Raw genomic sequence first — 21272 nt, 5'->3', positions numbered from 1 at the left:
CGGACCGCACCTTATAAGCCGCTCATCCCACGAGCCGTCGCTTCGCGAACGGCATCGTTGACCAGTGGCGGAGTAGCTCAGTAGGTCAGAGCAGAGGAATCATAATCCTTGTGTCGGGGGTTCAAATCCCTCCTCCGCTACCAGTCAACTTCCTGATTTTGTTGACTTATTTGAAACGGTAGCTTGAGCGCACCATGTTGCGGTGTTGCAAGCTAAAACAGCTGTAGCCGGTCGCGAAATTCCGGAATTTTGTCACTTGGATCCGGAATTTTCAGATTTCGTGTTCGCGTGGTTTGGCCGCTTCAATAAGCGAGTGATGCGGCCGGGGCTATTTCCACGTTACCCCGGCCCGGAGCATGGCTCCTGCGCCGGGGGAGATCACCCCTTGCTCGGCTGTAGCCGGTCGCGAAACTTTGCACTTTTGTCACCGAGTTTTGCAGTAAAGGGGGCCTTTTTAGAAACGACGGATACGCCGCTATCGAGCCGACTGGTACCCGAACCTACTGCATTATGAATGCTACCGCGTTTGATGGATTTGCTCTATAATCCTCTGCTTGGCCGTCGATTACTGGGAGGGAAACGTCATGGCCGCAAATGAAAAGTCAGATCCCCGTCCTTCACCGATTACCGCGGAAGAGTTGAGAGCGAAGGCTCTTGAACTGCAACTTGTGGAAATGCAGCGCGACGAAAAACTCAGAGCGCGGGAAGCAAAAAAACACGCGGAGTTCGTTGACGATTTCTTCCGCGAGCATGTCGGCGACAAGGAGCGTGACGTTATCAGGCGCGTCGTCATGAAGGCCGCCGCCGACGGCAAATTCGAAGCTTTGGTCTACAGCTTCCCTTCGAGCTTCTGCACGGACAGCGGTCGGGCGATTAACAGTGCCCGACCAGACTGGCCCGAGACGCTTCAAGGAAAAGCCAAGCAATTGTACGACCTTTTCGTCGAGGTCGCCCGGCCTCAGGGCTACCAGTTAAAAGCAATGGTTATTAGTTTTCCAGGTGGCATGCCGGGCGACATAGGCTTTTTCCTGTGTTGGGAGGCACCAGTCGCGTAGACTGCTGTGCACCCATCCAAGGGTCGTCAAGTTTGCTTCGGCCGGCACGTCGCGCTTCGAACTCCTGAAGACTATTGGCAGAGCATCTCGATCACGGCGCAGGGCAGAGCGATCGGACATCACGCCTGGACTGACAGCGTAACGTGGCTCCGCACGCGGATAGATTTCTGGGGGGTGGCATGACTAGAAGCTTTCATGTGCCAATACTCAGGGGGCTTGCGGGGTTCCGCGTGGATTGGCTGCGAAGCGATATTGCTGCTGGATTGTCCATCGCGGCTGTCGGTCTGCCTAGTGCAATCGCTTACCCTGCCATCGCGGGCCTCCCCCCAGAGACAGGGATATACGCAAGCATCGTCGCGCCCGTTGCATACGCGCTGTTCGGGCCGTCTAAGCTATTGGTGGTCGGGCCGGATGCCGCGACCATGGCGGTTCTTGCGGCCGCCATGGGCGTGGTGATCGCCGCGCAGCCCGCAGGTACGCCCATCGATCCCGTGTTGATCGCTTCCGCCATCGCTTTGGGCGTTGGAGGCTTCTATTTTGCGGCACGGCTGCTTCGGCTGGGCGTCCTGGCAAACTTTCTATCTCGTCCAATCCTTGTCGGCTTCTTTGCTGGCGTGTCGCTCTCCATCCTTATTGGGCAGATCGGCCGCTTTACCGGAGTGCGTATCGAGTCGGACGGGCTCCTAGCACCGCTTGCCGAGATCGTTCGCAAAAGTGCTTTGATCCACTGGCCATCGCTGCTGCTTGGCCTCGCCATGTTCGCACTGTTGTGGATTGTAAAAGCCGCGCGGCTGCCGATACCGATACCAGGACCTGTACTTGTCGTCGTCCTCTCCGTGGTTCTTTCTGCCATTTTCAACTTTGAAGCGGCAGGCATCGGCGTCGTAGGTGACATCCCCACCGGATTGCCGTCATTTTCTCTTCACGCAGTCTCCCAAATGCCCTTGGACAGGATCGTGCTCGGATCGGCTGCTGTGTTTCTGGTCAGTTTTGGCGCGGGTATAGTCGCCGCCCGGAGCTTCGGCGCGCGCACTGGAGAGGAGGTGGATGCGAACCAGGAACTGATCGGCTTGGGCGCGGCGAACATCGCTCCCGGCCTGTTTGGCGCATTTCCCGTCAGCGTCTCCGATTCGCGAACCGCGATCAATCTTTCGGCCGGTGGCAGATCGCAAGCGGCGGGTCTCATTTCCGCCGCGACGCTGATGGCTGCGTTGGTTTTCTTGAATGATGCCCTGCGCATCCTGCCAATTCCGGCTCTGGCGGCGATCCTCGCGGCAGCCGCAATTAGCCTGATCGACGTCAGCGAACTCAGAAAGATATGGCGCATCAGCCGGATGGAGTTCGTCTTCGCCTTGATCGCCATGGGGGGAGCCATCAGCTTCGGAGTACTGAACGGCGTCATCATCGCGATAGCCGCAACGTTGATCTATCTTCTGCGCAAGACGATGTTTCCACGCGACGCACTTCTGGGTCGCATTGCGGGACGCGATGGTTTCTACGATATGCAGCGCTTTCCAGAAGCTCTGGGCGTTCCAGGCATCGCCATATGTCTCATCCAGGGCAATCTGCTGTTCTACAACGCGGATTATGTCCGCATGCGGCTGCGCGCCATCGCTGAGGGCCTGCCGACCGAAACGCGTTGGTTTATCCTGGATGCCAGCGCAATTGCGCATATCGACAGCACCGGAGCTGCCGCGCTTGATGCCGCGCACGCGAACCTCTCCGGACGGGGCATCGCCTTTGGCGTGGCTCACTTAAACGCCGAGGCCACAGCGCTGCTGGAACGCGCCGGCGTCGTCGACGGCATCGGAGCAGAAAAATTCTTCGATGACACGGAAGACGCCCTGCGCGCGGCTCGCCTCGAAGAGGGAAGCGATCGGCCACTGGTCGAGGGTCACTAAGTGATGGGTGATGAAGTGAAGGCACCGTAAAAGGGCGAGGAGGAAGTCATGAACAAGAGTCACGACGACACGGAAATTGGCGAAAAACAGAAAAACAAGAAGTCCTGGAACTACGACAAGGAAATCGCGAGACTTCAAGTCGAGCTTGCGCACCTGCAGGCTTGGGTGAAGAAATCAGGAGCTCGCATCGTGATCATCTTCGAGGGCCGGGACGCTGCCGGCAAAGGCGGGATGATCAAGCGAATTACCGAGCGCGTCAGTCCACGGGTCTTTCGCGTAATTGCGCTGCCGGCCCCGACTGATCGCGAAAAGTCGCAAATCTACATGCAACGCTACATGGCGCATCTGCCGGCCGCAGGCGAGATCGTCATCTTCGATCGCAGTTGGTATAATCGGCCTGGCGTGGACCGCGTCATGGGATTCTGTTCGGATAAGCAGGCGCGGCGCTTTCTCGAGGTGGCTCCTCGTTTTGAGGCGGCGATCGTGGAAAGCGGCATCACGCTCCTGAAGTACTTCCTGACCGTAGGCGAGGAAGAACAGGATCGGCGCTTCAGACGGCGGATCGAAGACCCGCTGCGACAGTGGAAACTCAGCCCAATGGACGTCGAGTCATACCGCCGGTGGTGGGACTACTCGCGAGCCTACGACGAGATGATCCGGGCGACGGATAGCCGGCACGCCCCATGGTGGATCGTGCAATCGGATGATAAAAAACGGGCGCGCATCAACTGCATCTCGCACATCCTAAACTCGATTCCGTACGAAAAGATAAAGTTTCACGAGCCGGAACTCGGCAAGCGTCAGAAGCGGCCCAGTGACTACGTCGAGGACGAAAGCGTCCGCAACGTGGTGCCCGATGTGGTCGCCGGAGTTACGTGAGGGAAGGACAAGGGGCGCCATGGAGCAACGGCGCCTCCCGCTTCCAACTAGTCCAGGCCTTATCGCGTAATAATCAGTTCTCGCGCTGCTGTCCTCTCGGCGACCGATATTGTGTATGTCAATTCAGCTTCAGCAAAGGCAAACTTGGCAAAAATGTCTCGGATCTCAGGTACGTCGTTGATCGACAGAATGAAGCGGCCTCTTAACCGGCCAAGGCGCTCAGCCATCAGCGTGAATTGAGCACGTGCGCGCGGCTGCCAAGGGCAAGGGTATGAAGTCTTATCTTTCAATGATTTAAAGGCCTTCAAAGTCCGCTGGAGAATTTTTTGAATTGAGCCAAGCGCTTGGGGACCTGTCGGTGTCCGCTAACTCATCGGTTTTGCTGTGCCGCACTAACAGCACTGTAGCCGGGTAAACCCACCGGCGTGACTGCCTCAAATCCTTGCCCTCTCAGGCGTTTGCGCTATTTCCCACTTATTACCGGAAATTCCCACAAATTCCAGAATGCGCCGACAAGGAACACAGCGCATTTCCGGGCTTTTCAATGTGTTGCAGTTTATTACTTGCAACACGGATGCAACCCGTTTGGACGCCGCATACCTGCGCCCAAGATTCGGACAACCTCTGTATAATTTCGCAAGGTGCCGTCTGCTGATAGGTTCCCTTCATCGCCTCATTATTCCCCCCCACCCCCCCGATGAGGCGAGCAGCAGCGCCTCGGTGGCTTCGGCGTCCACGCACCGTGGCCGACGGATAACGCATCCGTCTTGACCGTCTCGACTGGCCAGGTTGAGGCGGTCTTTCTTTCGCGTATGCCACACGAATGAAAACCGCTTCCCGGTGGTGAGTCGCAGCGGTTTTTCTGGCGCTGTGGTGGTCGTCGGAACTCCGCTCTGGAAGCGAGGCACGATTGCTTCGGAACCGGACTTATGGGTTGACGAGCTTCCGCTTTTTCTCGTTGACACGGCTACCACCAGTGGAATGTCCGGCTCGCCGGTCATTGTGCGAGCAAACACCGCTCGGATGGAGGATTGGTGTCCTGGTGACAAAAATAGGGGAGCCGATGACCCGTTTCATTGGTGTTGATAGTGGACGAGTCGGCAGCTGCGCCCGGAACAGGATTGTGATTTCGAGCGCAGTGGATTGTAGGTTAGGATTTGCCGCGAGCCAGAAGGAGAAGACCATGAAGATGCTTCTAATAATGGCGGCGGCCATTGGCCTATCCGCTCCAATGGCATTTGCCGACTGCGCCTACCACGCCAAGAACAACGCGGCCGTCGACAAAAAAATGACCACAGCGACCGTCACGACGGACAATCAGACGAAATCTGATGAGCTTGTTTTGCTGAAGAAGACTGACCGCGTGTCAGAAGACGAAGAGCCCGCGGAATAGTCGCTGGCGCTATCGGAACGATCGCACTCCTTCCAGCGTTTGCCTTAGAGAAGGAGTGCGAGATATGAAGATCGTCGAGGCGACGGTAAAGGTCGACGGTAAACGCGTCCCGCTTGGCATTATGAATGCCCAACAGGCACTCGATATGCCGGCAGAGGAGGGAATGAAATTCAGCCATCCCGACGGCAAGCCAGGAGAGACTGATGTTCTCTTGAACAGAGAGCAACTTGATAAGGTCGTGAAGGACAAGGCCAGCGCTAATAAGCGGAAGCGGCCTATGTGAAATACATGGATGCTCTTACGTCCTCGATATTTTGGCGGGGGCGATCGCCGCCGCTGGCGCACCATGCCGTGGATGGTACTGCTTTTCGGGTTGCTGATCATCCCGCTGGGAGTGGTCAGCGTCAGTTTCGTCATCATCCAGCCGCCCCTGATCGGCGCGTTGTGTACGCTGTGTATCGTCCAGGCGGCGGTCACCGTCGTACTCGTGCCCTATTCGATCGACGAGGTGCTGGTGAGCTGCCAATACCTCTATGGCGCAAAACGCGCGGGAGAGCTATTCTGGCGGACCTTCTGGCGCGGTGGTCCGTCCTTGTCGGAGGACCAGACGCCCAAACCTGATCTCGACCGTCCCGCCTCGGCCATCCTGCGCGAGTTCGTTACCGGCGGCGTCAACTTCCCCTGGACGCTCGTCGCCAGCACCGCCATCGGCGCATTCCTGATGTTTTCGCCGCTTGTCTTCGGCACCGCGCCGCCGCTCTACTTCAGCGACCATATCCTCGGTTGTCTGGTGATCCTGGTCGCCGTCACCGCCATGGCCGAAGTCGCCCGCCCGGCGCGTTTCCTGAACGTGCTGCTCGGCGCCTGGATCGCCGCATCGCCGTTCGTGCTCCAGGGCGCAACGAGTCTCGGAACCGCGGGCGACGTCGCCGCCGGCCTGTTTCTGATCGGGCTCAGCCTGCCGCGCGGCAAGCGCAGCGAAGAGCACTACGGCAGTTGGGACCGGCTGATCGTGTAAGAAGTGAGATGCTGCATTTGCAGCGTGTCGCGCGCCAATGTAAAGGCGCCGCCGGCCGCGATGAAAGCTCAGTTTTCCGTGAAACCGCTCGCCGGTGGGAAGACGTTCCCCTCTGCGAGGAGGTCATATACGGTTCAAGTTCCAATCGGGAGTTTACGGGACTGAAAAAACTTTACGTTTCAGCGCACCATTACCCAAAGGGCCGGCTAGGGTCAGGACTACTTGTCCAGCACATAAATCGTGGCGTCGTCCTCTTCATCCCGCAGACCTTTGTAAGAGGCATGTCTCAGCTTCCCATCGTGCGTCCACGCGCGATACTCGATCTCGGCAATCAGCGTCGGCCGCACCCAGACCAGTCCCTTGCGCCTTCCGTCATATGTGACCGGCGGTTTCGTGACCTTCAGCCGATCGAGCTTTTCGCGCAGCTCCTGCGCCGTGCGTTCGTTGAAGCCGGTCCCGACATTGCCGACATAAACCAGGCCGTCACCCTTGCGCGCTGCCAGCAGCAACGAGCCGATGCCGGCCCGCGCGACCGTGGAAAGTTCATAGCCAACGATCACGAAGCCGTCGCTCTGCAGGCACTTGATTTTCACCCAGTCGCCGAGGCGGCCGGAGCGGTACTCGCTACGGCGATCCTTCGCGATGATGCCTTCGAGCCCATGCTCGCAGGAAAGCTCCAGCAGCCTGTCGCCGTCCGCCTGGAACTCCTCCGACAGCCGAATGACGCCCTCCCGATCGATGATCAGCCCTTCGAGCAGATGGCGTCGCGAAAAAAGCTCCAGTTGCCGCAGATCATGCCCGTCGAAATAGAGCAGATCGAACGCCACGAAGAGCGCTTCGCCGGAAGTCCGCTTGCCACCCCGGCCGCCGAGCGATTGCTGCAGCAGCCCGAAATCGGACCGGCCACGCTCATCCACCACGATTGCCTCGCCATCGATGATCGCTGTCGCCACGCCGAGCTGCTTGGCGGCCCGCTCGATCGCGGGGAAACGATGCGTCCAGTCATGGCCGCCGCGCGTGATGATGCGCACGCGCTGAGGCTCGATATGCACCGCCAGGCGATACCCGTCCCATTTGATTTCGTAAACCCACTGCTCGCCCCTCGGCGGCTTCGGCTTAAGAAGCGCCAGGCACGGCTCGATGCGGTCCGGCATGGGATCGAGGGGAAGGTTCGGCTGCGCTGGATCGCGTGGCTTGCGCGGCCGGGATCGAACCGGCTTATCGGATGCGAGCAGCGGCTTTGAAGCTGGAGACTTGGCCATCTGATGATTACATCAGGGAATGCTTAAAAAGAAAACCAAATTTGAGGCAATGACGACGGAAGAATATCAGTCGAAATACAAATGGCGAGAGACATGGCTCGGCGAGGGCCACCAGGACATTGTTTCGTTGGATGGAGATTTGCAGTTTGGGCGCATTTATCTCGACCTAACCAGCCGATCGCGCGCCCGCCAGTGACGATGGGCCATCAACACCATCCCTTGGCAGAGGCAAAGCATCCTGCCGCACCAACGGCTGGGCACCCACGGCGCGAGAGGCATCGAGAAAGGTCGAAGAGCCATAGGAGAAGATCAACGAGCTGCATGGACGGTAACCGATGTTCTCTTCATCCGGCGTTCAGGATCGATCGTCGAAACGAAGCCATCAAGTACAGCTTTGATCTGGGACCGGGAAGCAGGAGTGCGAGCCATGAAGATGCTGACCATCGCTGCCGCAGCGGGCGTGGCACTCACCATGTGTGCTGGCGACGCATCGGCCGATCCTTGGAAGGACGAAAGCGGCCATGGGCGGTGGCATTCCGATCGCTACTATGGTGAACCCCGATACGAACGAAGAGCATACAAGGAAGAGTATCGTCGCGGAGGATGTTAGATTAAGCGGAAATGGGGCGACGGAGAGTACAAAGAAGAGATCAAGTGCAAGCGCGGTGCTCGACCTATCTACGGATAATATCGGTATTGAATGCTCGGCGGTCGCCCGATGCCTCATTTAGAGGCGGGGCCAATCACTCGGGAACTTTTCCTTCCCCTGCCGGTTTATTGCGATCACGCGTTTCATCTTCCCACCAGTCGCTGAAGCTGCGTGATCTCAAGTGCTGCGGGATGATCCCTAAGTACTGAGCCAGTGGCTTGGGCTCGCTTTGCCCTCTCTTAGACGAGCCCTTGCCACGATATGTTTTCGTGAAGGCCGCTTTACCCCCGCTTCCGGCGGGGCTTTCTCTTAGAATTCTTAGGAGTTTAGGGAACCGAGCATGAGCAGAGGCTATTTCGCTACCGAAGATATTGAGATCTGCAAGAGAGTCTTCGATGATATCTGCGCTACCGGGCACATAACGAGCGATTATGAGCGCGTCGAACTCGCAAGCCAGATCATTTATTTCTATCAGCACGGCGTCACTATCGAAGATAGCTTGCAACAGCTAGTCGTGAGCATGACCGAGAGGCAGAGGCCGACGTGAATATGCGAATACGCCCGCAGTATTACGCCAGACGCGACGGGGATGGCAGCTGGTCGATTGTCGATACGCAGACGCACAAGGTCGCTGTCATTGCTGAAACTCTGCCGCTAAGACGTCTTGATGAATTGACCGCCATGGAGATTATCGATGCCCTGAGAAAGAGGCATTCGGCTTCCGGAGAACCCGGCGCCTCCGCCGAAGGCACAAGGGCCTAAGCCGTTTTAGCTAATTTGCTCCCTTTTGATCGTCTGTCATTCTGCTGGCAGAAGCGGTGAGCGCCCCTAAGCGCGTGGCTCGCTCTCCTTTCGAGACAAGATGTTGGAACCAAGTAGGCCGGATTAATTAATCTGCTTCGCCGCTCGAACTGTTTGACAAGGGCGGTTGAAACCGTTCTGGCGATGTCTAGTTCATCATCAAAACCTGCTGGGTGACTGGGTCATGAAGTATCGGATTGAGGCAGAGGGCAACGCCAAATACCGTGTTGTCGACAGTGACACCGACGAGATAGCCACCTGGAAGAGCCATCTCCAGACAGGCTTGTCGCGTCCGCTAGCAGAAGCGCTTTCAGGTTATCTGAATGCGCTCCACCGTTACGATGAAGCCCATGGCGGGCACTTCGGAAGGTCAGAAGACTAGCCCTTCGCGCGACTATGGCCACAGCCACTCACATCGCGATAGGTCAATTCCGCTTCTGCGAAGGTAAGGCTGAATACATCGCGGATCTGCGGAACGTCGTTGCTGGACAGAATGGAGTTGCCTTTGATGCGAGCAAGGGCTCCGCAATGACTTCGAACTGCCCCCGGCCAAACAGCGTTTTCCCGTAGTCGCCTTCGCTGCCGAAATACGGCGGATCGAGGTAAAGCCAATCCAAGTTCTCAATTGCGACACCTGCGAGGCGTTCATGGACGTCGTCCGGGAGCCGTGCCAGCCTGGTGAGATTAAAGCGTGCCCGCCGGTCGTATCGACACCGAAATTCTGCCCCGCGACCTTTCCACCGAAGGCGGGTTTCTGCAGATAGATGAAGCGAGCCGCGCGTTCGAGGTCTGTCAAAGTGGCGGAATCGCAGCTTTTGAGGCGTTCGAATTCCCGCCCGCTGGTGATCTTGAATTCAGGGTGTCCATGAACTGCGGGTAGTGCCGCTGCAGGAACCCGTGGTTTACCACCTCGCCGTTGCGGTCGTTGATCACCTCGCCACGCGGCACTCGCCTGAAAAACACGCCGCCCATGCCCACGAAAGGCTCCGCGTAGACGACATGCCGCACGGCCGCAATCATCTTAACCAGCACGGCGCAGGCGATCGTTTGCGGTCGATGCACGCCGCCGGAGGGGCCCTTCGGTGGAAAGGAGAGGCTTCGAACGAGGAGACTTGGCCATAGACGCAGCTTTGAGCCTGAGTTCTGCATCTTGAAGATGCGAGCTATGAAGCGTACTTTCCGACGTCGCCCGCTCTAGGGCGCTGCTCATCATATCTTGAGCCCCGTCCCCTTGCGGGGCTTCTTTTCCCAATGCGTCATCACACGCATCGCGTGTTAGGACACGCAATATGTCTCGTGTGCCACGCCACGGAAGTCATAGGGGCACTCGGCCACTTGCTGCTTAGGAGCATGACCGGCGAGGTCTTCGGCTTTCTCAGCGTGTCGATATCGCCATTGCCTTCGATTTCGACGTCTCTCGGGCTGATAAAACGTGGGACCTCACCGAGCCATGCTCCTAAACTCCATTGCCTTTATTAGAATTCAGTAAATGGCGCCGAGAAATAATTCTTCCAGCCCCTTCCGCCATCAAAGCTTATTGGCTTAAAGGATCGGAACAAAACGCTCTAGCGCCCGGCGGCTGCCAGAATACCCGAGCGAGAGGTATGGGCAAATGAGCGACTACACGGTCAAAAGTGACCTGGACTGAGCGCGACGGATGTCGAGCTCATGCCTTCGCCTTCCGAGGCATGCGACAAATCGTAGACGTTCCTGATTTCGGTACAAAACTTCATCTATCGCTCAGGTCGGGCGCTCCAATGCTGTAGCCGCGCTGAATCCTCAATGCTTGGAACCAAGCGGGCGGTATCTTCGTTTTCCTTTTGGCGTTCAAAGAGAGGAAATCCCCAATGCAGGTCGTTGGAACACAGGTTACCCCCATTGGCGGCGGGAAGGCTGGCTTTACGGTCGAATTCGTCGGCGACGGCGGCGAGATCGTTTCCGTCCAGTTGAAGAACGACGCTGAACGCTCGCTCAATCGGCAGAATGCCATAGAAAAGGCAAAGGAGCTGATGAGCCAAATCGCGTCCTCCAAGGCCCCGGAGGGCGAAACGATGAGCGTCAGGCTGAGCGCGCGCGCGTCCCATGATCGATTGACCCTCGAGGAGCAGCTTGACGAGGGGCTCGAGGATACGTTTCCGGCCAGCGATCCAGTGTCGGTGACCGGGACGACTATCAAGCACTAAAGGGCAAGCACGAAAAGGAATGTCCCGACAGAAAATCCTGGCGAGTCATCGCTTGATCGCAGAGTGCTGTGCGCGTTCCAGTTCGATAGAGCTAAAGAAAGGCGAGCAGTTTGACGGCTGCTCGCCTTTTTCGCCTATGTCATCAGCAACGGAATGCTGACAACCAGGGCGACGAGAATAACGGCGGTCGCGATCCGCAAAAGACGCATGCGCCGTGTACGCTCCCCACTCCAATCATAGGTCATGGCCGGTCTCCTCGGGGCAAGGACTTAGCGCCCGGTAAACCGGGTTCAATAGCTATGACGCAACTTGCTTGCGTAAGGCTGATCTAATTTATTCCTTGAAAAATTAGCGTTATAGCGGCTTCAGTCGCCGAAGCGAAGCGCCCAGCGGCGGCCGTTATGGGACATGCGGATGATGGATAACGGTTCGATATCCGCGAGCCAGAAAGAGGAAAGCGGCGCCTGAAGCACGTTCAGGATCGCAGCGCGGATGAGCGCGGCGTGACTGACGGCGATGACGTGGCCGCCGAGCACCGATTGCGTTTCCATCGATTGGGCTGCCCGCTCTGCGAGTTGCCTAATATTTTCGCCGCCATGCGGGGCCGATTCCGGATCGCTCATCCAGGCGAGCAGATTTTCAGGCTCCTGCATTTGCAGATCGGCGATCGCCATCCCACCCCACCTGCCGTAATCGCAGTCGGCAAGCAGCGGATCGGGAAGAGAGCCGAGCGAGAGCGCTTCGGCAGTCTGGCGCGCGCGCAGCGCCGGACTCGTCAGGACTCGATCGGCGCGCTGCAGCCGACCGGCAATTGCCCGCGTCTCCGCGACGGCGCTTTCTTCAAGCGGTTCATCGAGAGGGAAGCGACCATTGCGACCAGCGCTTGTCGGGCCGTGGCAGATCCAGGTGAGCCGGGTATGCACGTTCCTTCGATCTCCGGAAATGCGATGGGGAGCGAGATCAAGTCTCGTTGACAGTTCTCCGCGCGCAGATATAACGATCATGTTGCGGGTTTGGAAGCCGGTGAAAATCCGGCGCGGTCGCGCCACTGTGACCAGGATGCGAAAGCAGGCTGGAAGTCAGACCCTACCGTACAACGCTCTTTCGACTGAACGCGTCTTCCAGGAGGAAAACATGTCTGACACCGCTCTTCAGCCCATCGTAGCACCCGCGCCGATCCCGGTAGGAGAAATCCTGCCCTGGGCGATCTTCGGGGGCTTGCTGATGATCATCGCCATCTATTTCGTCGGCACGGAAGAGGGCGCCACGGCGCTGTTTTCCGGCGGCTACGTCCACGAATTCGTGCATGACGGCCGCCACCTTCTCGGCTTCCCCTGCCACTAAAGGACGACAGACATGGTTGGAAATCTTTTGCTCCGTGGCATGCTCGCGGGGGTGATCGCTGGCATCCTGGTTTTTGTCTTTGCCTATACATTCGGTGAGCCGCTGGTCGATCAGGCGATTGCCTTCGAAGAAGCCGCTGCCCGGGCGGCAGGTGAAACCGCTGAACCGGAACTCGTCAGTCGCGCCACACAGGCCGGTCTCGGCCTCTTCACCGGCGTCATGACCTATGCGATTGCGGTTGGCGGCCTCTTTGCTCTTGCCTTCGCCTTCGTTCATGGGCGTTTCAGCCGGCTCGACGCTCGCGGCACGGCCGCAGTGATCGCGCTTGCCGCCTTTGTTGCGATCGTTCTCGTTCCGGCGATCAAGTACCCCGCCAACCCGCCTGCGGTCGGCATTCCCGATACGATCGGCGTGCGCACCGAGGTGTTCTTCCTGATGATCGTCGTTTCCGTTGCCTCGCTGATTGCCGCAGTGGCGCTGGCGCGCAATCTCTCTGCCCGCTTCGGCATTTGGAATGCGGCGATCCTCGCAGGTGCCGCCTATCTCGTCTTCATCGGCCTGGTTCAGTACCTGCTGCCGCCGATCAACGAGGTGCCGGAAAATTATTCGGCCACGGTGCTCTGGCGTTTTCGCACGGCCTCGCTCGGCATGCATGTCATTCTGTGGGCGGCGCTTGGGATTGTCTTCGGCGTGCTGGCGGAAAAGCGACTGCGTCCGGCATTCCGGTAATTCGGGCTTGGTGCGTTGCCTCGTCGTGGCTCGTTAAAAGAGAACTCCTCATTCCCGTGTGTCACAGGGATGAGGGAAAGCTTGGCAATGTTTAGGCAATCTCATTATCGAAATTGCGCGAAGCGAGGGCTGGCGAAACTAGGTCTGGCAGCACTTCTTTTTTCCGCCGCCGGAAACGCTTCAGCGCACAGCAGCAGTTCCGCTGGCAGCCATGCCGGCATCCCCATCCCCGAAATTTCGCATGGCGAGATGGCGGTCATCGCCGGCTATCGGCACCGGATCATCGATCTCGCCTCGCAGGCGACTGATACGAGCGAACCGTTCAGGCGCGTGCTGAACTATGCGCAGATCCAGTATTCCTACTGCTTCTGGGGGCGGATGCCCGGCAGCGTCACCGATGAGCGGAGCCCGTTCAACGAATGCGCCCATGCTTATCTGGCGGCGGCCAAGGCCGTGCTGATCGCCATGCGCGCCATGCCGCAGGAAGCGGAGGCCGCATCGGCGATCATTGCGGATGCCGATGCCGAGATGGTGCGGCGCGGGCTTTCGCTGATCACCTGCCGTTTCAGCGGCGAGGCGTTCAACACGGCGGATATCGTGCGCCCGCGCTGGAGCGAAATCCCGATCCACGCGGCAAGCATGGCGTCGCTATCGGCGCTTGTGGGTATTCTCTTCGGCGTGTACTTCGCGGCCATGCGCCTGCTTCGCGGTCAGTCATCCGTATAGCGCTGCTCGCGCCATGGGTCGCCGTACATGTGGTAGCCGTTCTTTTCCCAGAAGCCGGCCTCGTCGGCCGGGATGAGGTCGATGCGGCGAAGCCACTTGGCGCTTTTCCAGAAGTAGAGATGCGGCACGACCAGGCGCATGGGGCCACCGTGATCGCGCGTCAGCGGCAGGCCTTCCCATGATGTCGCGAGGATCGCATCCTCGGCCGCGAAATCGGAAAGCGGCAGGTTGGTCGTATAGCCGTCATAGCTTGTCAGCATGACGTAACTGGCTTCCGGCTTCGGCATTACGAGATCGAGAAGATCGCGTGTCGAAACGCCTTTCCATTTGTTGTCATAGCGCGACCATGTGGTGACGCAGTGAATGTCGCTGACCTTGGTGCTCTGCTCCTGCGCCTGAAAGGCCGTCCAGGTGAGGTCCAGCGGTGTCTCGACGAGCCCGCGCACTTCCAGACGCCATGTGTCCAGCGAGATGACCGGCTGCTGGCCGAGATCGAGGACGGGCCAGTTCTTGACGAGATGCTGGCCGGGCGGCAGGCGCTCGGTTTCCGGACGGCTGATGCGACCTGTCAGGAACTTGCCTTCGGCGGCCCAGCGGCGCTTCGAAGTGGTGAGTTTGCTGTCGGCGGGGGGTTGCTCGTCGCTCATGCGGGGTGTCCTCATCGCGGTGGCGCAATAGGACATCCGGGCTCCGGGTGAGTCAAGGCAAAGCGCCTCTTGGAAATCCGTTATCCGGTCATTAGACTTGGCGCGTCGGGTATGCCTCCCAGGAGAGGAGGCAGGAAGGGGAGGAGGCGGACCTGTCGTCCAGATACAGGCTGATAGCCGCGCTGTTTTCGGTGCCGTTCGTCGTCTTCGCGTTCTTCTATTATGGCGGGGCGATGGCAACACGCGCCTATATGAGCGAGGCGTCATCGCAGGCGGGGACTGCGCTGCGGCTCGCGGTTTCCGCGCTCAGTGGCCACCTGAACCGCTATGAAGCGCTGCCGGCGCTGATTGCCGATCACGACAACATCAAGGAACTGGTCAGCCGCCCGCAGGACCAGGCGCTGCGCGATGCGGCAAATCTCTATCTCAAGGAAATCAACGGGCTTCTGAAATCCTCCGATATCTATGTGATCAAGCCGGATGGCGAGACGATTGCGGCAAGCAATTTCGACCTTCCGGGCAGCTTCGTCGGCGAGAATTTCAGTTATCGCCCCTATTTCCAGGATGCCGTTGCCGGGCGCCAGTCCCGGTTCTACGCGCTCGGAACCACCTCGCTGAAACGCGGATATTATTTTGCCTCGCCGATCTATGCAGGCGAGGAAATCCGCGGCGTCATCGTCTTCAAGGTCGATATCGACATGATCGAGGCTTCGTGGAGCGGCGGGGAATACCGCATCTTCGTATCGGACCCCGAGGGCATCATCTTCATGTCGGGCAAGCCGGATTGGCTCTATAACGGCATTCTGCCCCTGACCTCAGACCGCATCGCGCGTACCGGAGCGTCCCGCCGCTACGCGAATGCGAGGCTGACCGCGCTGCCGATCACGCGCAGCCATTTCGACGAGCATGAGTTGATGTCGCTTGTCGAAGAAGGTGTGCAAAAGGAATATCTGGTGCTCTCGCACTATATGCCGGCCGCGGATTGGACCGTGAACGTGCTGATGGACACCGGTTCCATTCGCACGCAGGCGCGCACCGCGCTTGGCGCCGTCTTCCTCATTCTCTGCATCGCCGGGCTGGCGATCGCGATTCTCCGGCAGCGGCGGATGCGGCTCAACGAGCGCCTGCATCTGCAGGCGGAAGCGCGCAACGAGCTGGAGCGGCGCGTCGAGGAGCGCACGGCCGACCTTGCCCGCGTCAACAGCCGCATCGAAGAGGAGATCGCCGAGCGGCGGCTGACCGAACAACAGCTTCGCCAGACGCAGGCCGATCTCATCCAGGCAGGCAAGCTTGCCGGTCTCGGCCGGATGTCGGCGGCACTGTCCCACGAGTTCAACCAGCCGCTTGCCGCCGCAAAGACTTATACGGACAGCGCCGCCGTGCTCCTGGACCGCGGGCGGACTGCAGAAGCGCAGGACAATATCCAGCGCATCGGCGGGCTTATCGACCGCATGGCATCCATCAGCAAGCATCTGCGCAACTTCGCGCGCAAGCCGAACGAGAAGCTCGGCCCGGTGCCGCTCGACGAGGCGATCCGCGATACGCTGGAGATCATCGCCTGGCGGCTGAAGGCGGCGGATGCCGACCTGCGGGTCGATCTTGGCATCCGCCCACCCGTCGTCCGCGCCGGGTCCGTCCGCTTGCAGCAGGTGCTGGTCAACGTGATTTCGAACGCGGCCGATGCCGTCGAAGGGATCGAGGACCGGCGGATTGAGGTGACGGCCTGCGAAGAAAAGGGCAAGGTGGTGCTGACGGTACGCGATCATGGACCGGGCGTGCCGGCGGCGATTGCCGAGCGCATCTTCGATCCCTTCTTCACGACCAAGGGCGTCGGCAAGGGACTGGGGCTCGGGCTTTCGATCTCCTACAACATCATCAAGGATTTCGGCGGCAGCCTGGCGGCCTCCAATCATCCGGAGGGAGGCGCCGTGTTCCGCATCGATCTGCAATCGGCGACGGGCATAATGCCGGAGGCGGCCGAGTGAGCGAACAGAAGATCCTGCTGGTGGACGATGAGGAAGAGCTGCGCCGGTCGACGGCGCAGGCGCTGGAGCTTTCGGGTTTCAACGTCGAGACGTTTTCCCATGCCGACCATGTGCTGGAGCTGATCGGCTATAGCTTCGCCGGGGTCGTCGTCAGCGATATCCGCATGCCGGGCACCGATGGCATGACTTTGATGCAGAAGATCCGCGAGATCGATGCGGAAGTGCCTGTCATCCTCGTTACGGGCCATGGCGACGTGCAGCTGGCAGTGAAGGCGATGCGCGAAGGCGCCTATGATTTCATCGAAAAGCCGTTCACGCCCCAGATGCTGGCCGGAGTGATAAGGCGGGCCATGGAACGCCGTAGCCTCGTGCTGGAAAACCGGCTGCTCAAGGCCGTCGCTGGAAAGCGCGACGATATCGAGGCGCGTTTGCCGGGCCGCACGCAGGTGATGGTGGAATTACGCTACCGTATCCGGGCAATCGGGGCGAGCGACGCCGACACACTAATCGTTGGCGAGACCGGCGCGGGCAAGGAGGTCGTTGCCCGGGCGCTGCATGACATCAGTGCCCGTGCGAGCCGGCCGTTCATCGCGATCAACTGCGCGGCGCTGCCTGCGAACCTCATCGAGAGCGAGCTCTTCGGCCATGAGGCAGGTGCTTTTCCCGGTGCGGTGCGGCCGCGTTACGGCAAGTTCGAGCACGGGCGCGGCGGCACGATCCTGCTCGATGAAATCGGATCGATGCCGTTTGACCTCCAAGCAAAGTTTCTTCGAGTGCTGCAGGAGCGGGTCATTTCCCGCCTCGGCTCGAACGAGGTCGTCCCGCTTGACGTGCGCTTCATTGCGACCAGCAAGGTCGATCTCGAAGCCGAAGTCGCTGCGGGACGTTTCCGCGCCGATCTCCTCTACAGGCTGAATGTCGCAACACTGCACGTACCGGCGTTGGCGCAGCGGCGGCCGGATGTCCCGCTGCTGTTCCTCCAGCTCGTCCGCGAGGCAGCGGCACGCTACGGCCGCGACGAGATGGCAGTGCCGCCCGAGGTGATTTCCGACATCGCCCAGCGGGATTGGCCTGGCAATGTGCGCGAATTGCGCAATGCAGCGGACCGCTTCGTGCTCGGCCTCGACGGCGAGCGGCAGCTGGGCGAGGTGAGCGGCCTTGCCGATCGGGTTGCGGAGTTCGAGCGCAGCGTGATCGCGAGCGCCCTTGTTGCACATGGCGGCAGCCTCAAACCGGTCTACGAGTCGCTGCAGATTTCCCGCAAGACATTGTACGAAAAGATGCAGAAATACGGCCTCGATAAGAAACTGCTCGTTTCCGAGTAGTTCGATGGGTGGATTTCCACACATCGCTAAACGCGTTTGTGTCCGAATCGACCCATGCTGCGCTGCACCCATGCGGAATTCGGGCAAAGGGCGGAGCGGGGCTGATTGCCGTAGCCGGTTCGGGGCGTGCTAATGGCCCTATCTCCATTGGCGCGTGGGAAGCGTCGGTGGTATTTTGTTTTCATCAGGGAGGAAAAAGATGAAAATTCTGAAGGCCATGCTTGGCATGACGGCGGCAGTTGCCGTTTCGCTTCTCGCAAGCGGCGCATCCGCGCAGACCTATCCCGAGCGCACCATCACCATGGTCGTTCCTTTCTCGGCCGGCGGCCCGACCGATACGGTTGCCCGCCTCGTTGCCGAATCCATGTCGAAGGACCTCGGCCAGCAGATCGTCGTCGAAAATGTCGGCGGTGCGGGCGGTACGCTCGGCGCGGGACGGGTGGCTTCAGCCAGCCCGGATGGCTACACCATCCTGCTGCACCACATCGGCATGGCCACCAGCGCCACGCTTTACCGCAAGCTCGCCTATGACACGCTCGGCGCCTTCGAATATGTCGGTCTCGTCACCGAAGTCCCGATGACGATCGTTGCCCGCAAGGATTTCGAACCGGCCGACCTCAAGAGCCTTATTGAATATGTGAAGGCCAACAAGGACAGCGTGACGGTCGCGAACGCCGGTATCGGCGCAGCCTCGCATCTTTGCGGCATGATGTTCATGAGCGCTATCCAGACGCCGTTGACGACTGTTCCCTACAAGGGCACCGGCCCGGCGATGACCGATCTTCTCGGCGGCCAGGTCGACGTCATGTGCGACCAGACGACCAACACGACGAAGCAGATCAAGGGCGGCACGATCAAGGCTTACGCCGTGACCTCGCCGAAGCGCCTCGACATCATGAAGGATATCCCGACGGCGGTCGAAGCCGGTCTGCCCGGTTTTGAAGTCGGCATCTGGCACGGCATCTACACGCCGAAGGGCACTCCGGCAGAGGTCAACGAGCGCCTGTCGAAGTCGCTGCAAGTTGCGCTGAAGGACCAGAACGTCGCGGCTCGCTTTGCAGAACTGGGCACCGCGCCATCGCCGGAGGCCGACGCTACGCCTGCTGCCCTGAAGGCGAAGCTTGAAAGCGAAATCGCCCGCTGGAAGCCGGTGATCGACGCTGCCGGCGAATATGCGGATTGAGGTGTAGTGCCTCTGGCCCCTCACCCTAACCCTCTCCCCACTGGGGGGAGGGAATTCTGGCATCATCTCCCCGGCGGGGAGAAGGTGGCGGCAGCCGGATGAGGGAAAACCACTTGCGCTGAGGGAACCATCTCCAACCCACGGAGACACCATGAAATCGGTTAGTTTCGATACCACCAATGTGATCTGCGGCGCGCTGCTTGTCGCGACCGGCGCATTTTTCGCCATCCAATCCTACAGTCTCGACCTGGGGACCACGCTTCGCATGGGGCCGGGTTACTTCCCGCTGCTGCTTTCAGCGGTGCTGATCATTCTCGGCGCGGTCGTCTTTGTTCAAGCGATCCGCGTGCAGGGCGAGCCGATGGGGCCGCTTGCCTGGCGTGGCATGCTGTTCATCCTGCCTGCGCCGATCTTTTTTGGGCTGACGGTTCGGGGGCTGGGATTTGTGCCTTCGATCTTCCTGACCGCTTTCATTGCTTGCTTCGCCTCGCATCGGATGACGGTGCTCCACGCGATTTTGCTCTCGGTTCTGCTGACGGCCTTTTCCGTTGGCGTGTTCAGCTACGGCCTCGGATTGCCGTTCGAGCGTTTTGGCCCCTGGGTCCGGTTCTAGGAGGCCGCGATGGAACTTTTCAGCAATCTGGCACTCGGTTTCGCGACGGCAGCAACGCCTGCCAACCTTTTCTTCTGTCTGATCGGCGTTCTGCTCGGTACGCTGATCGGCGTGCTGCCCGGCATTGGCGCCACGGCGACAATCGCCATGCTTTTGCCGATCACTTTCCAGCTTGAGCCGGTGTCTTCGCTCATCATGCTCGCCGGCATCTACTACGGCGCGCAGTACGGCGGTTCGACGACGGCGATCCTGATCAACATGCCGGGCGAATCCTCTTCGGCGGTGACGGCCATCGACGGCTACCAAATGGCGCGGCGCGGCAGGGCAGGGGCGGCGCTTGCGATCGCCGCACTCGGTTCCTTCTTCGCCGGAACGGTCTCGACCTTCCTCGTCGCGATCTTCGCGCCGCCGCTGACCGATATCGCCCTGCGCTTCGGTGCTGCGGAATATTTCTCGCTGATGGTCGTCGGCCTGGTGTCGTCGATCGCGCTCGCCCATGGTTCCGTGGTCAAGGCGCTGGCGATGGTCGTGCTCGGGCTGCTGCTTGGCCTCGTCGGAACGGATATCTATACAGGCACCCCACGCTTCACGCTCGGCATCCGCGAATATGCGGATGGCTTGAATTTCGTGGCACTTGCCGTCGGGGTCTTCGGTATCGCCGAAATTCTGCGCAACCTGGAAGGAGAAAAGACCCGGACGGTGCTGGTAGCAAAGGTCTCCGGGCTGCTGCCGTCACGCGAAGAATTCAAGGAGATGATCGCGCCGGTGCTTCGCGGCACGGCGATCGGCTCGGCTCTCGGCATCCTGCCGGGCGGAGGTGCGATCCTCGCGTCCTTTGCCTCCTACACTGTTGAAAAGCGCATCTCGAACAAGCCGAAGGAATTCGGCCAGGGTGCCGTTGCCGGCGTCGCAGGCCCGGAGTCGGCGAACAATGCTGGTGCGCAGACCTCGTTCATTCCGCTTCTCACCCTTGGCATTCCGGCCAATCCGGTGATGGCGCTGATGATCGGCGCGATGATCATTCAGGGGATCGTGCCAGGGCCGAACGTTGCGACCGAGCAGCCGGCGCTCTTCTGGGGCATCATCGCCTCGATGTGGATCGGCAATCTGATGCTCGTCGTCCTGAACCTGCCGCTGATCGGGCTCTGGGTGAAGCTGCTGACAGTGCCGTATTACGTGCTCTTCCCGATCATCATGGCCTTCTGCTCGATCGGGGTCTACAGCGTCAATTCCAACGTCTACGATCTCTATTCCGTCGCCTTCTTCGGCTTTATCGGCTACTTGCTTGCCAAGCTCAGATGCGAGCCGGCACCGCTGCTGCTCGGTTTCGTGCTGGGTCCGCTGCTCGAAGAAAACCTGCGGCGGGCGATGATCCTTTCGCGCGGCGATCCGACGACCTTCGTCACGCGGCCGATCAGCGCGATCCTTCTTGCGATCGCCGCGGCAGTCCTCATCGTCGTCTTCCTGCCGAGCGTGAAGAAGAAGCGCGAAGAGGTCTTCGTCGAGGAGGGTTGAAGTTCGCCGCTCTTTGTTGAACAAAGGATAACCTGACGCGGGCGCCGTTTTGGCGCCCGTTTCG

The 21272-nt window shown here is 59.7% G+C and carries 20 protein-coding genes, 1 tRNA gene, 3 pseudogenes and 1 riboswitch; of the genes and pseudogenes, 19 read left to right on the top strand and 5 right to left on the bottom strand.

What is annotated here, in order from left to right:
* Positions 1-66 precede the first annotated feature (66 nt).
* From ISN39_RS15475 to ISN39_RS15445, 7 genes and pseudogenes are all read left to right on the top strand, one after another.
* Positions 67-143: transfer RNA gene (locus ISN39_RS15475), tRNA-Met, on the top strand.
* A 441-nt stretch (positions 144-584) separates the two neighbouring features.
* Positions 585-1055 (top strand): hypothetical protein, encoded by a 471-nt coding sequence (locus ISN39_RS15470; RefSeq protein ID WP_194728124.1) that lies wholly within the window; start codon positions 585-587, stop codon positions 1053-1055.
* Between the two features lie 179 nt (positions 1056-1234).
* A complete protein-coding gene (locus tag ISN39_RS15465; RefSeq protein ID WP_194728123.1) occupies positions 1235-2956 on the top strand; it encodes a SulP family inorganic anion transporter in 1722 nt (573 codons plus the stop codon).
* A 48-nt stretch (positions 2957-3004) separates the two neighbouring features.
* Positions 3005-3835: a polyphosphate kinase 2 gene (gene ppk2, locus ISN39_RS15460; RefSeq protein WP_194728122.1), complete on the top strand. Its 831-nt coding sequence runs from the start codon at positions 3005-3007 to the stop codon at positions 3833-3835.
* A 1183-nt stretch (positions 3836-5018) separates the two neighbouring features.
* On the top strand, positions 5019-5228 hold the full coding sequence (locus tag ISN39_RS15455; protein ID WP_074070413.1) for a hypothetical protein: 210 nt from the start codon (positions 5019-5021) through the stop codon (positions 5226-5228).
* 64 nt (positions 5229-5292) lie between these two features.
* Positions 5293-5511 (top strand): hypothetical protein, encoded by a 219-nt coding sequence (locus ISN39_RS15450; protein WP_246763239.1) that lies wholly within the window; start codon positions 5293-5295, stop codon positions 5509-5511.
* A gap of 13 nt (positions 5512-5524) precedes the next feature.
* Positions 5525-6246, top strand: a pseudogene (locus tag ISN39_RS15445) (vitamin K epoxide reductase family protein); the annotation flags it as partial.
* A 218-nt stretch (positions 6247-6464) separates the two neighbouring features.
* Here ISN39_RS15445 and ligD read toward each other — a convergent pair.
* A complete protein-coding gene (gene ligD / locus ISN39_RS15440; protein WP_194728120.1) occupies positions 6465-7508 on the bottom strand; it encodes a non-homologous end-joining DNA ligase in 1044 nt (347 codons plus the stop codon).
* Between the two features lie 427 nt (positions 7509-7935).
* Here ligD and ISN39_RS15435 point away from each other — a divergent pair.
* A pseudogene (locus tag ISN39_RS15435) lies at positions 7936-8196 on the top strand (hypothetical protein).
* 55 nt (positions 8197-8251) lie between these two features.
* On the opposite strand, the gene ISN39_RS15430 reads toward ISN39_RS15435, so the two are convergent.
* Entirely contained in the window at positions 8252-8662 is a 411-nt protein-coding gene (locus ISN39_RS15430) for a hypothetical protein (protein ID WP_194728119.1), read from the bottom strand.
* Positions 8663-8700: 38 nt separating this feature from the next.
* Here ISN39_RS15430 and ISN39_RS36005 point away from each other — a divergent pair, with 38 nt between their 5' ends.
* Positions 8701-8919, top strand: a complete 219-nt coding sequence (locus ISN39_RS36005; protein ID WP_156886475.1) for a hypothetical protein — start codon at positions 8701-8703, stop codon at positions 8917-8919.
* 223 nt (positions 8920-9142) lie between these two features.
* Complete coding sequence (locus ISN39_RS15425) at positions 9143-9340, top strand: hypothetical protein (RefSeq protein WP_022715719.1); 198 nt, start codon at positions 9143-9145, stop codon at positions 9338-9340.
* On the opposite strand, the pseudogene ISN39_RS15420 reads toward ISN39_RS15425, so the two are convergent.
* A pseudogene (locus ISN39_RS15420) lies at positions 9337-10016 on the bottom strand (DNA adenine methylase). The gene ISN39_RS15425 and the pseudogene ISN39_RS15420 overlap by 4 nt on opposite strands.
* A 789-nt stretch (positions 10017-10805) precedes the next feature.
* Here ISN39_RS15420 and ISN39_RS15415 point away from each other — a divergent pair.
* Positions 10806-11141, top strand: a complete 336-nt coding sequence (locus tag ISN39_RS15415; protein ID WP_074069568.1) for a hypothetical protein — start codon at positions 10806-10808, stop codon at positions 11139-11141.
* Between the two features lie 365 nt (positions 11142-11506).
* Here ISN39_RS15415 and ISN39_RS15410 read toward each other — a convergent pair whose 3' ends face one another.
* Positions 11507-12064: a histidine phosphatase family protein gene (locus ISN39_RS15410; protein WP_194728118.1), complete on the bottom strand. Its 558-nt coding sequence runs from the start codon at positions 12062-12064 to the stop codon at positions 11507-11509.
* Between the two features lie 92 nt (positions 12065-12156).
* A riboswitch (cobalamin riboswitch) is annotated at positions 12157-12226 on the top strand.
* Positions 12227-12275: 49 nt separating this feature from the next.
* Between ISN39_RS15410 and ISN39_RS15405 the strand changes: the two genes are divergently transcribed.
* The 3 genes from ISN39_RS15405 to ISN39_RS15395 all read left to right on the top strand — a co-directional run bounded on the left by ISN39_RS15405 (position 12276) and on the right by ISN39_RS15395 (position 13940).
* On the top strand, positions 12276-12485 hold the full coding sequence (locus ISN39_RS15405; RefSeq protein ID WP_194728117.1) for a CbtB-domain containing protein: 210 nt from the start codon (positions 12276-12278) through the stop codon (positions 12483-12485).
* A 12-nt stretch (positions 12486-12497) separates the two neighbouring features.
* On the top strand, positions 12498-13214 hold the full coding sequence (locus ISN39_RS15400; protein ID WP_194728116.1) for a CbtA family protein: 717 nt from the start codon (positions 12498-12500) through the stop codon (positions 13212-13214).
* A gap of 87 nt (positions 13215-13301) precedes the next feature.
* The gene (locus tag ISN39_RS15395) at positions 13302-13940 is read left to right on the top strand and encodes a hypothetical protein (RefSeq protein WP_194728115.1); all 639 of its coding nucleotides are present in this window, start codon (positions 13302-13304) and stop codon (positions 13938-13940) included.
* Here ISN39_RS15395 and ISN39_RS15390 read toward each other — a convergent pair.
* Complete coding sequence (locus tag ISN39_RS15390) at positions 13925-14587, bottom strand: sulfite oxidase-like oxidoreductase (protein WP_194728114.1); 663 nt, start codon at positions 14585-14587, stop codon at positions 13925-13927. The two genes, ISN39_RS15395 and ISN39_RS15390, sit on opposite strands and share 16 nt — an antisense overlap.
* Before the next feature lie 233 nt (positions 14588-14820).
* On the opposite strand from ISN39_RS15390, the gene ISN39_RS15385 reads away from it, so the two are divergent.
* From ISN39_RS15385 to ISN39_RS15365, 5 genes are all read left to right on the top strand, one after another.
* Complete coding sequence (locus ISN39_RS15385; protein ID WP_348651971.1) at positions 14821-16572, top strand: sensor histidine kinase; 1752 nt, start codon at positions 14821-14823, stop codon at positions 16570-16572.
* On the top strand, positions 16569-17897 hold the full coding sequence (locus ISN39_RS15380) for a sigma-54 dependent transcriptional regulator (RefSeq protein WP_194728113.1): 1329 nt from the start codon (positions 16569-16571) through the stop codon (positions 17895-17897). Before ISN39_RS15385 ends, ISN39_RS15380 begins: the two co-directional genes overlap by 4 nt.
* Before the next feature lie 199 nt (positions 17898-18096).
* Positions 18097-19080 carry a tripartite tricarboxylate transporter substrate-binding protein gene (locus ISN39_RS15375; protein WP_194728112.1) on the top strand — a complete coding sequence of 328 codons (984 nt, stop codon included), beginning with the start codon at positions 18097-18099 and terminating at the stop codon, positions 19078-19080.
* A 151-nt stretch (positions 19081-19231) separates the two neighbouring features.
* Complete coding sequence (locus ISN39_RS15370) at positions 19232-19693, top strand: tripartite tricarboxylate transporter TctB family protein (protein ID WP_022715709.1); 462 nt, start codon at positions 19232-19234, stop codon at positions 19691-19693.
* Positions 19694-19702: 9 nt separating this feature from the next.
* Entirely contained in the window at positions 19703-21208 is a 1506-nt protein-coding gene (locus ISN39_RS15365; RefSeq protein WP_194728111.1) for a tripartite tricarboxylate transporter permease, read from the top strand.
* Positions 21209-21272 lie beyond the last annotated feature (64 nt).

This window comes from Rhizobium sp. 007 (genome assembly GCF_015353075.1).
GTDB lineage: Bacteria > Pseudomonadota > Alphaproteobacteria > Rhizobiales > Rhizobiaceae > Rhizobium.
This window is presented reverse-complemented; position numbering and strand designations above follow the sequence as displayed.

Coding starts and splice junctions, on each gene's coding strand:
- ISN39_RS15470 (WP_194728124.1), top strand. CDS start 585: ATGGCCGCAAATGAAAAGTCAGATCCCCGTCCTTCACCGATTACCGCG.
- ISN39_RS15465 (WP_194728123.1), top strand. CDS start 1,235: ATGACTAGAAGCTTTCATGTGCCAATACTCAGGGGGCTTGCGGGGTTC.
- ppk2 (WP_194728122.1), top strand. CDS start 3,005: ATGAACAAGAGTCACGACGACACGGAAATTGGCGAAAAACAGAAAAAC.
- ISN39_RS15455 (WP_074070413.1), top strand. CDS start 5,019: ATGAAGATGCTTCTAATAATGGCGGCGGCCATTGGCCTATCCGCTCCA.
- ISN39_RS15450 (WP_246763239.1), top strand. CDS start 5,293: ATGAAGATCGTCGAGGCGACGGTAAAGGTCGACGGTAAACGCGTCCCG.
- ligD (WP_194728120.1), bottom strand. CDS start 7,508: ATGGCCAAGTCTCCAGCTTCAAAGCCGCTGCTCGCATCCGATAAGCCG.
- ISN39_RS15425 (WP_022715719.1), top strand. CDS start 9,143: ATGAAGTATCGGATTGAGGCAGAGGGCAACGCCAAATACCGTGTTGTC.
- ISN39_RS15415 (WP_074069568.1), top strand. CDS start 10,806: ATGCAGGTCGTTGGAACACAGGTTACCCCCATTGGCGGCGGGAAGGCT.
- ISN39_RS15405 (WP_194728117.1), top strand. CDS start 12,276: ATGTCTGACACCGCTCTTCAGCCCATCGTAGCACCCGCGCCGATCCCG.
- ISN39_RS15400 (WP_194728116.1), top strand. CDS start 12,498: ATGGTTGGAAATCTTTTGCTCCGTGGCATGCTCGCGGGGGTGATCGCT.
- ISN39_RS15395 (WP_194728115.1), top strand. CDS start 13,302: ATGTTTAGGCAATCTCATTATCGAAATTGCGCGAAGCGAGGGCTGGCG.
- ISN39_RS15390 (WP_194728114.1), bottom strand. CDS start 14,587: ATGAGCGACGAGCAACCCCCCGCCGACAGCAAACTCACCACTTCGAAG.
- ISN39_RS15385 (WP_348651971.1), top strand. CDS start 14,821: ATGGCAACACGCGCCTATATGAGCGAGGCGTCATCGCAGGCGGGGACT.
- ISN39_RS15375 (WP_194728112.1), top strand. CDS start 18,097: ATGAAAATTCTGAAGGCCATGCTTGGCATGACGGCGGCAGTTGCCGTT.
- ISN39_RS15370 (WP_022715709.1), top strand. CDS start 19,232: ATGAAATCGGTTAGTTTCGATACCACCAATGTGATCTGCGGCGCGCTG.
- ISN39_RS15365 (WP_194728111.1), top strand. CDS start 19,703: ATGGAACTTTTCAGCAATCTGGCACTCGGTTTCGCGACGGCAGCAACG.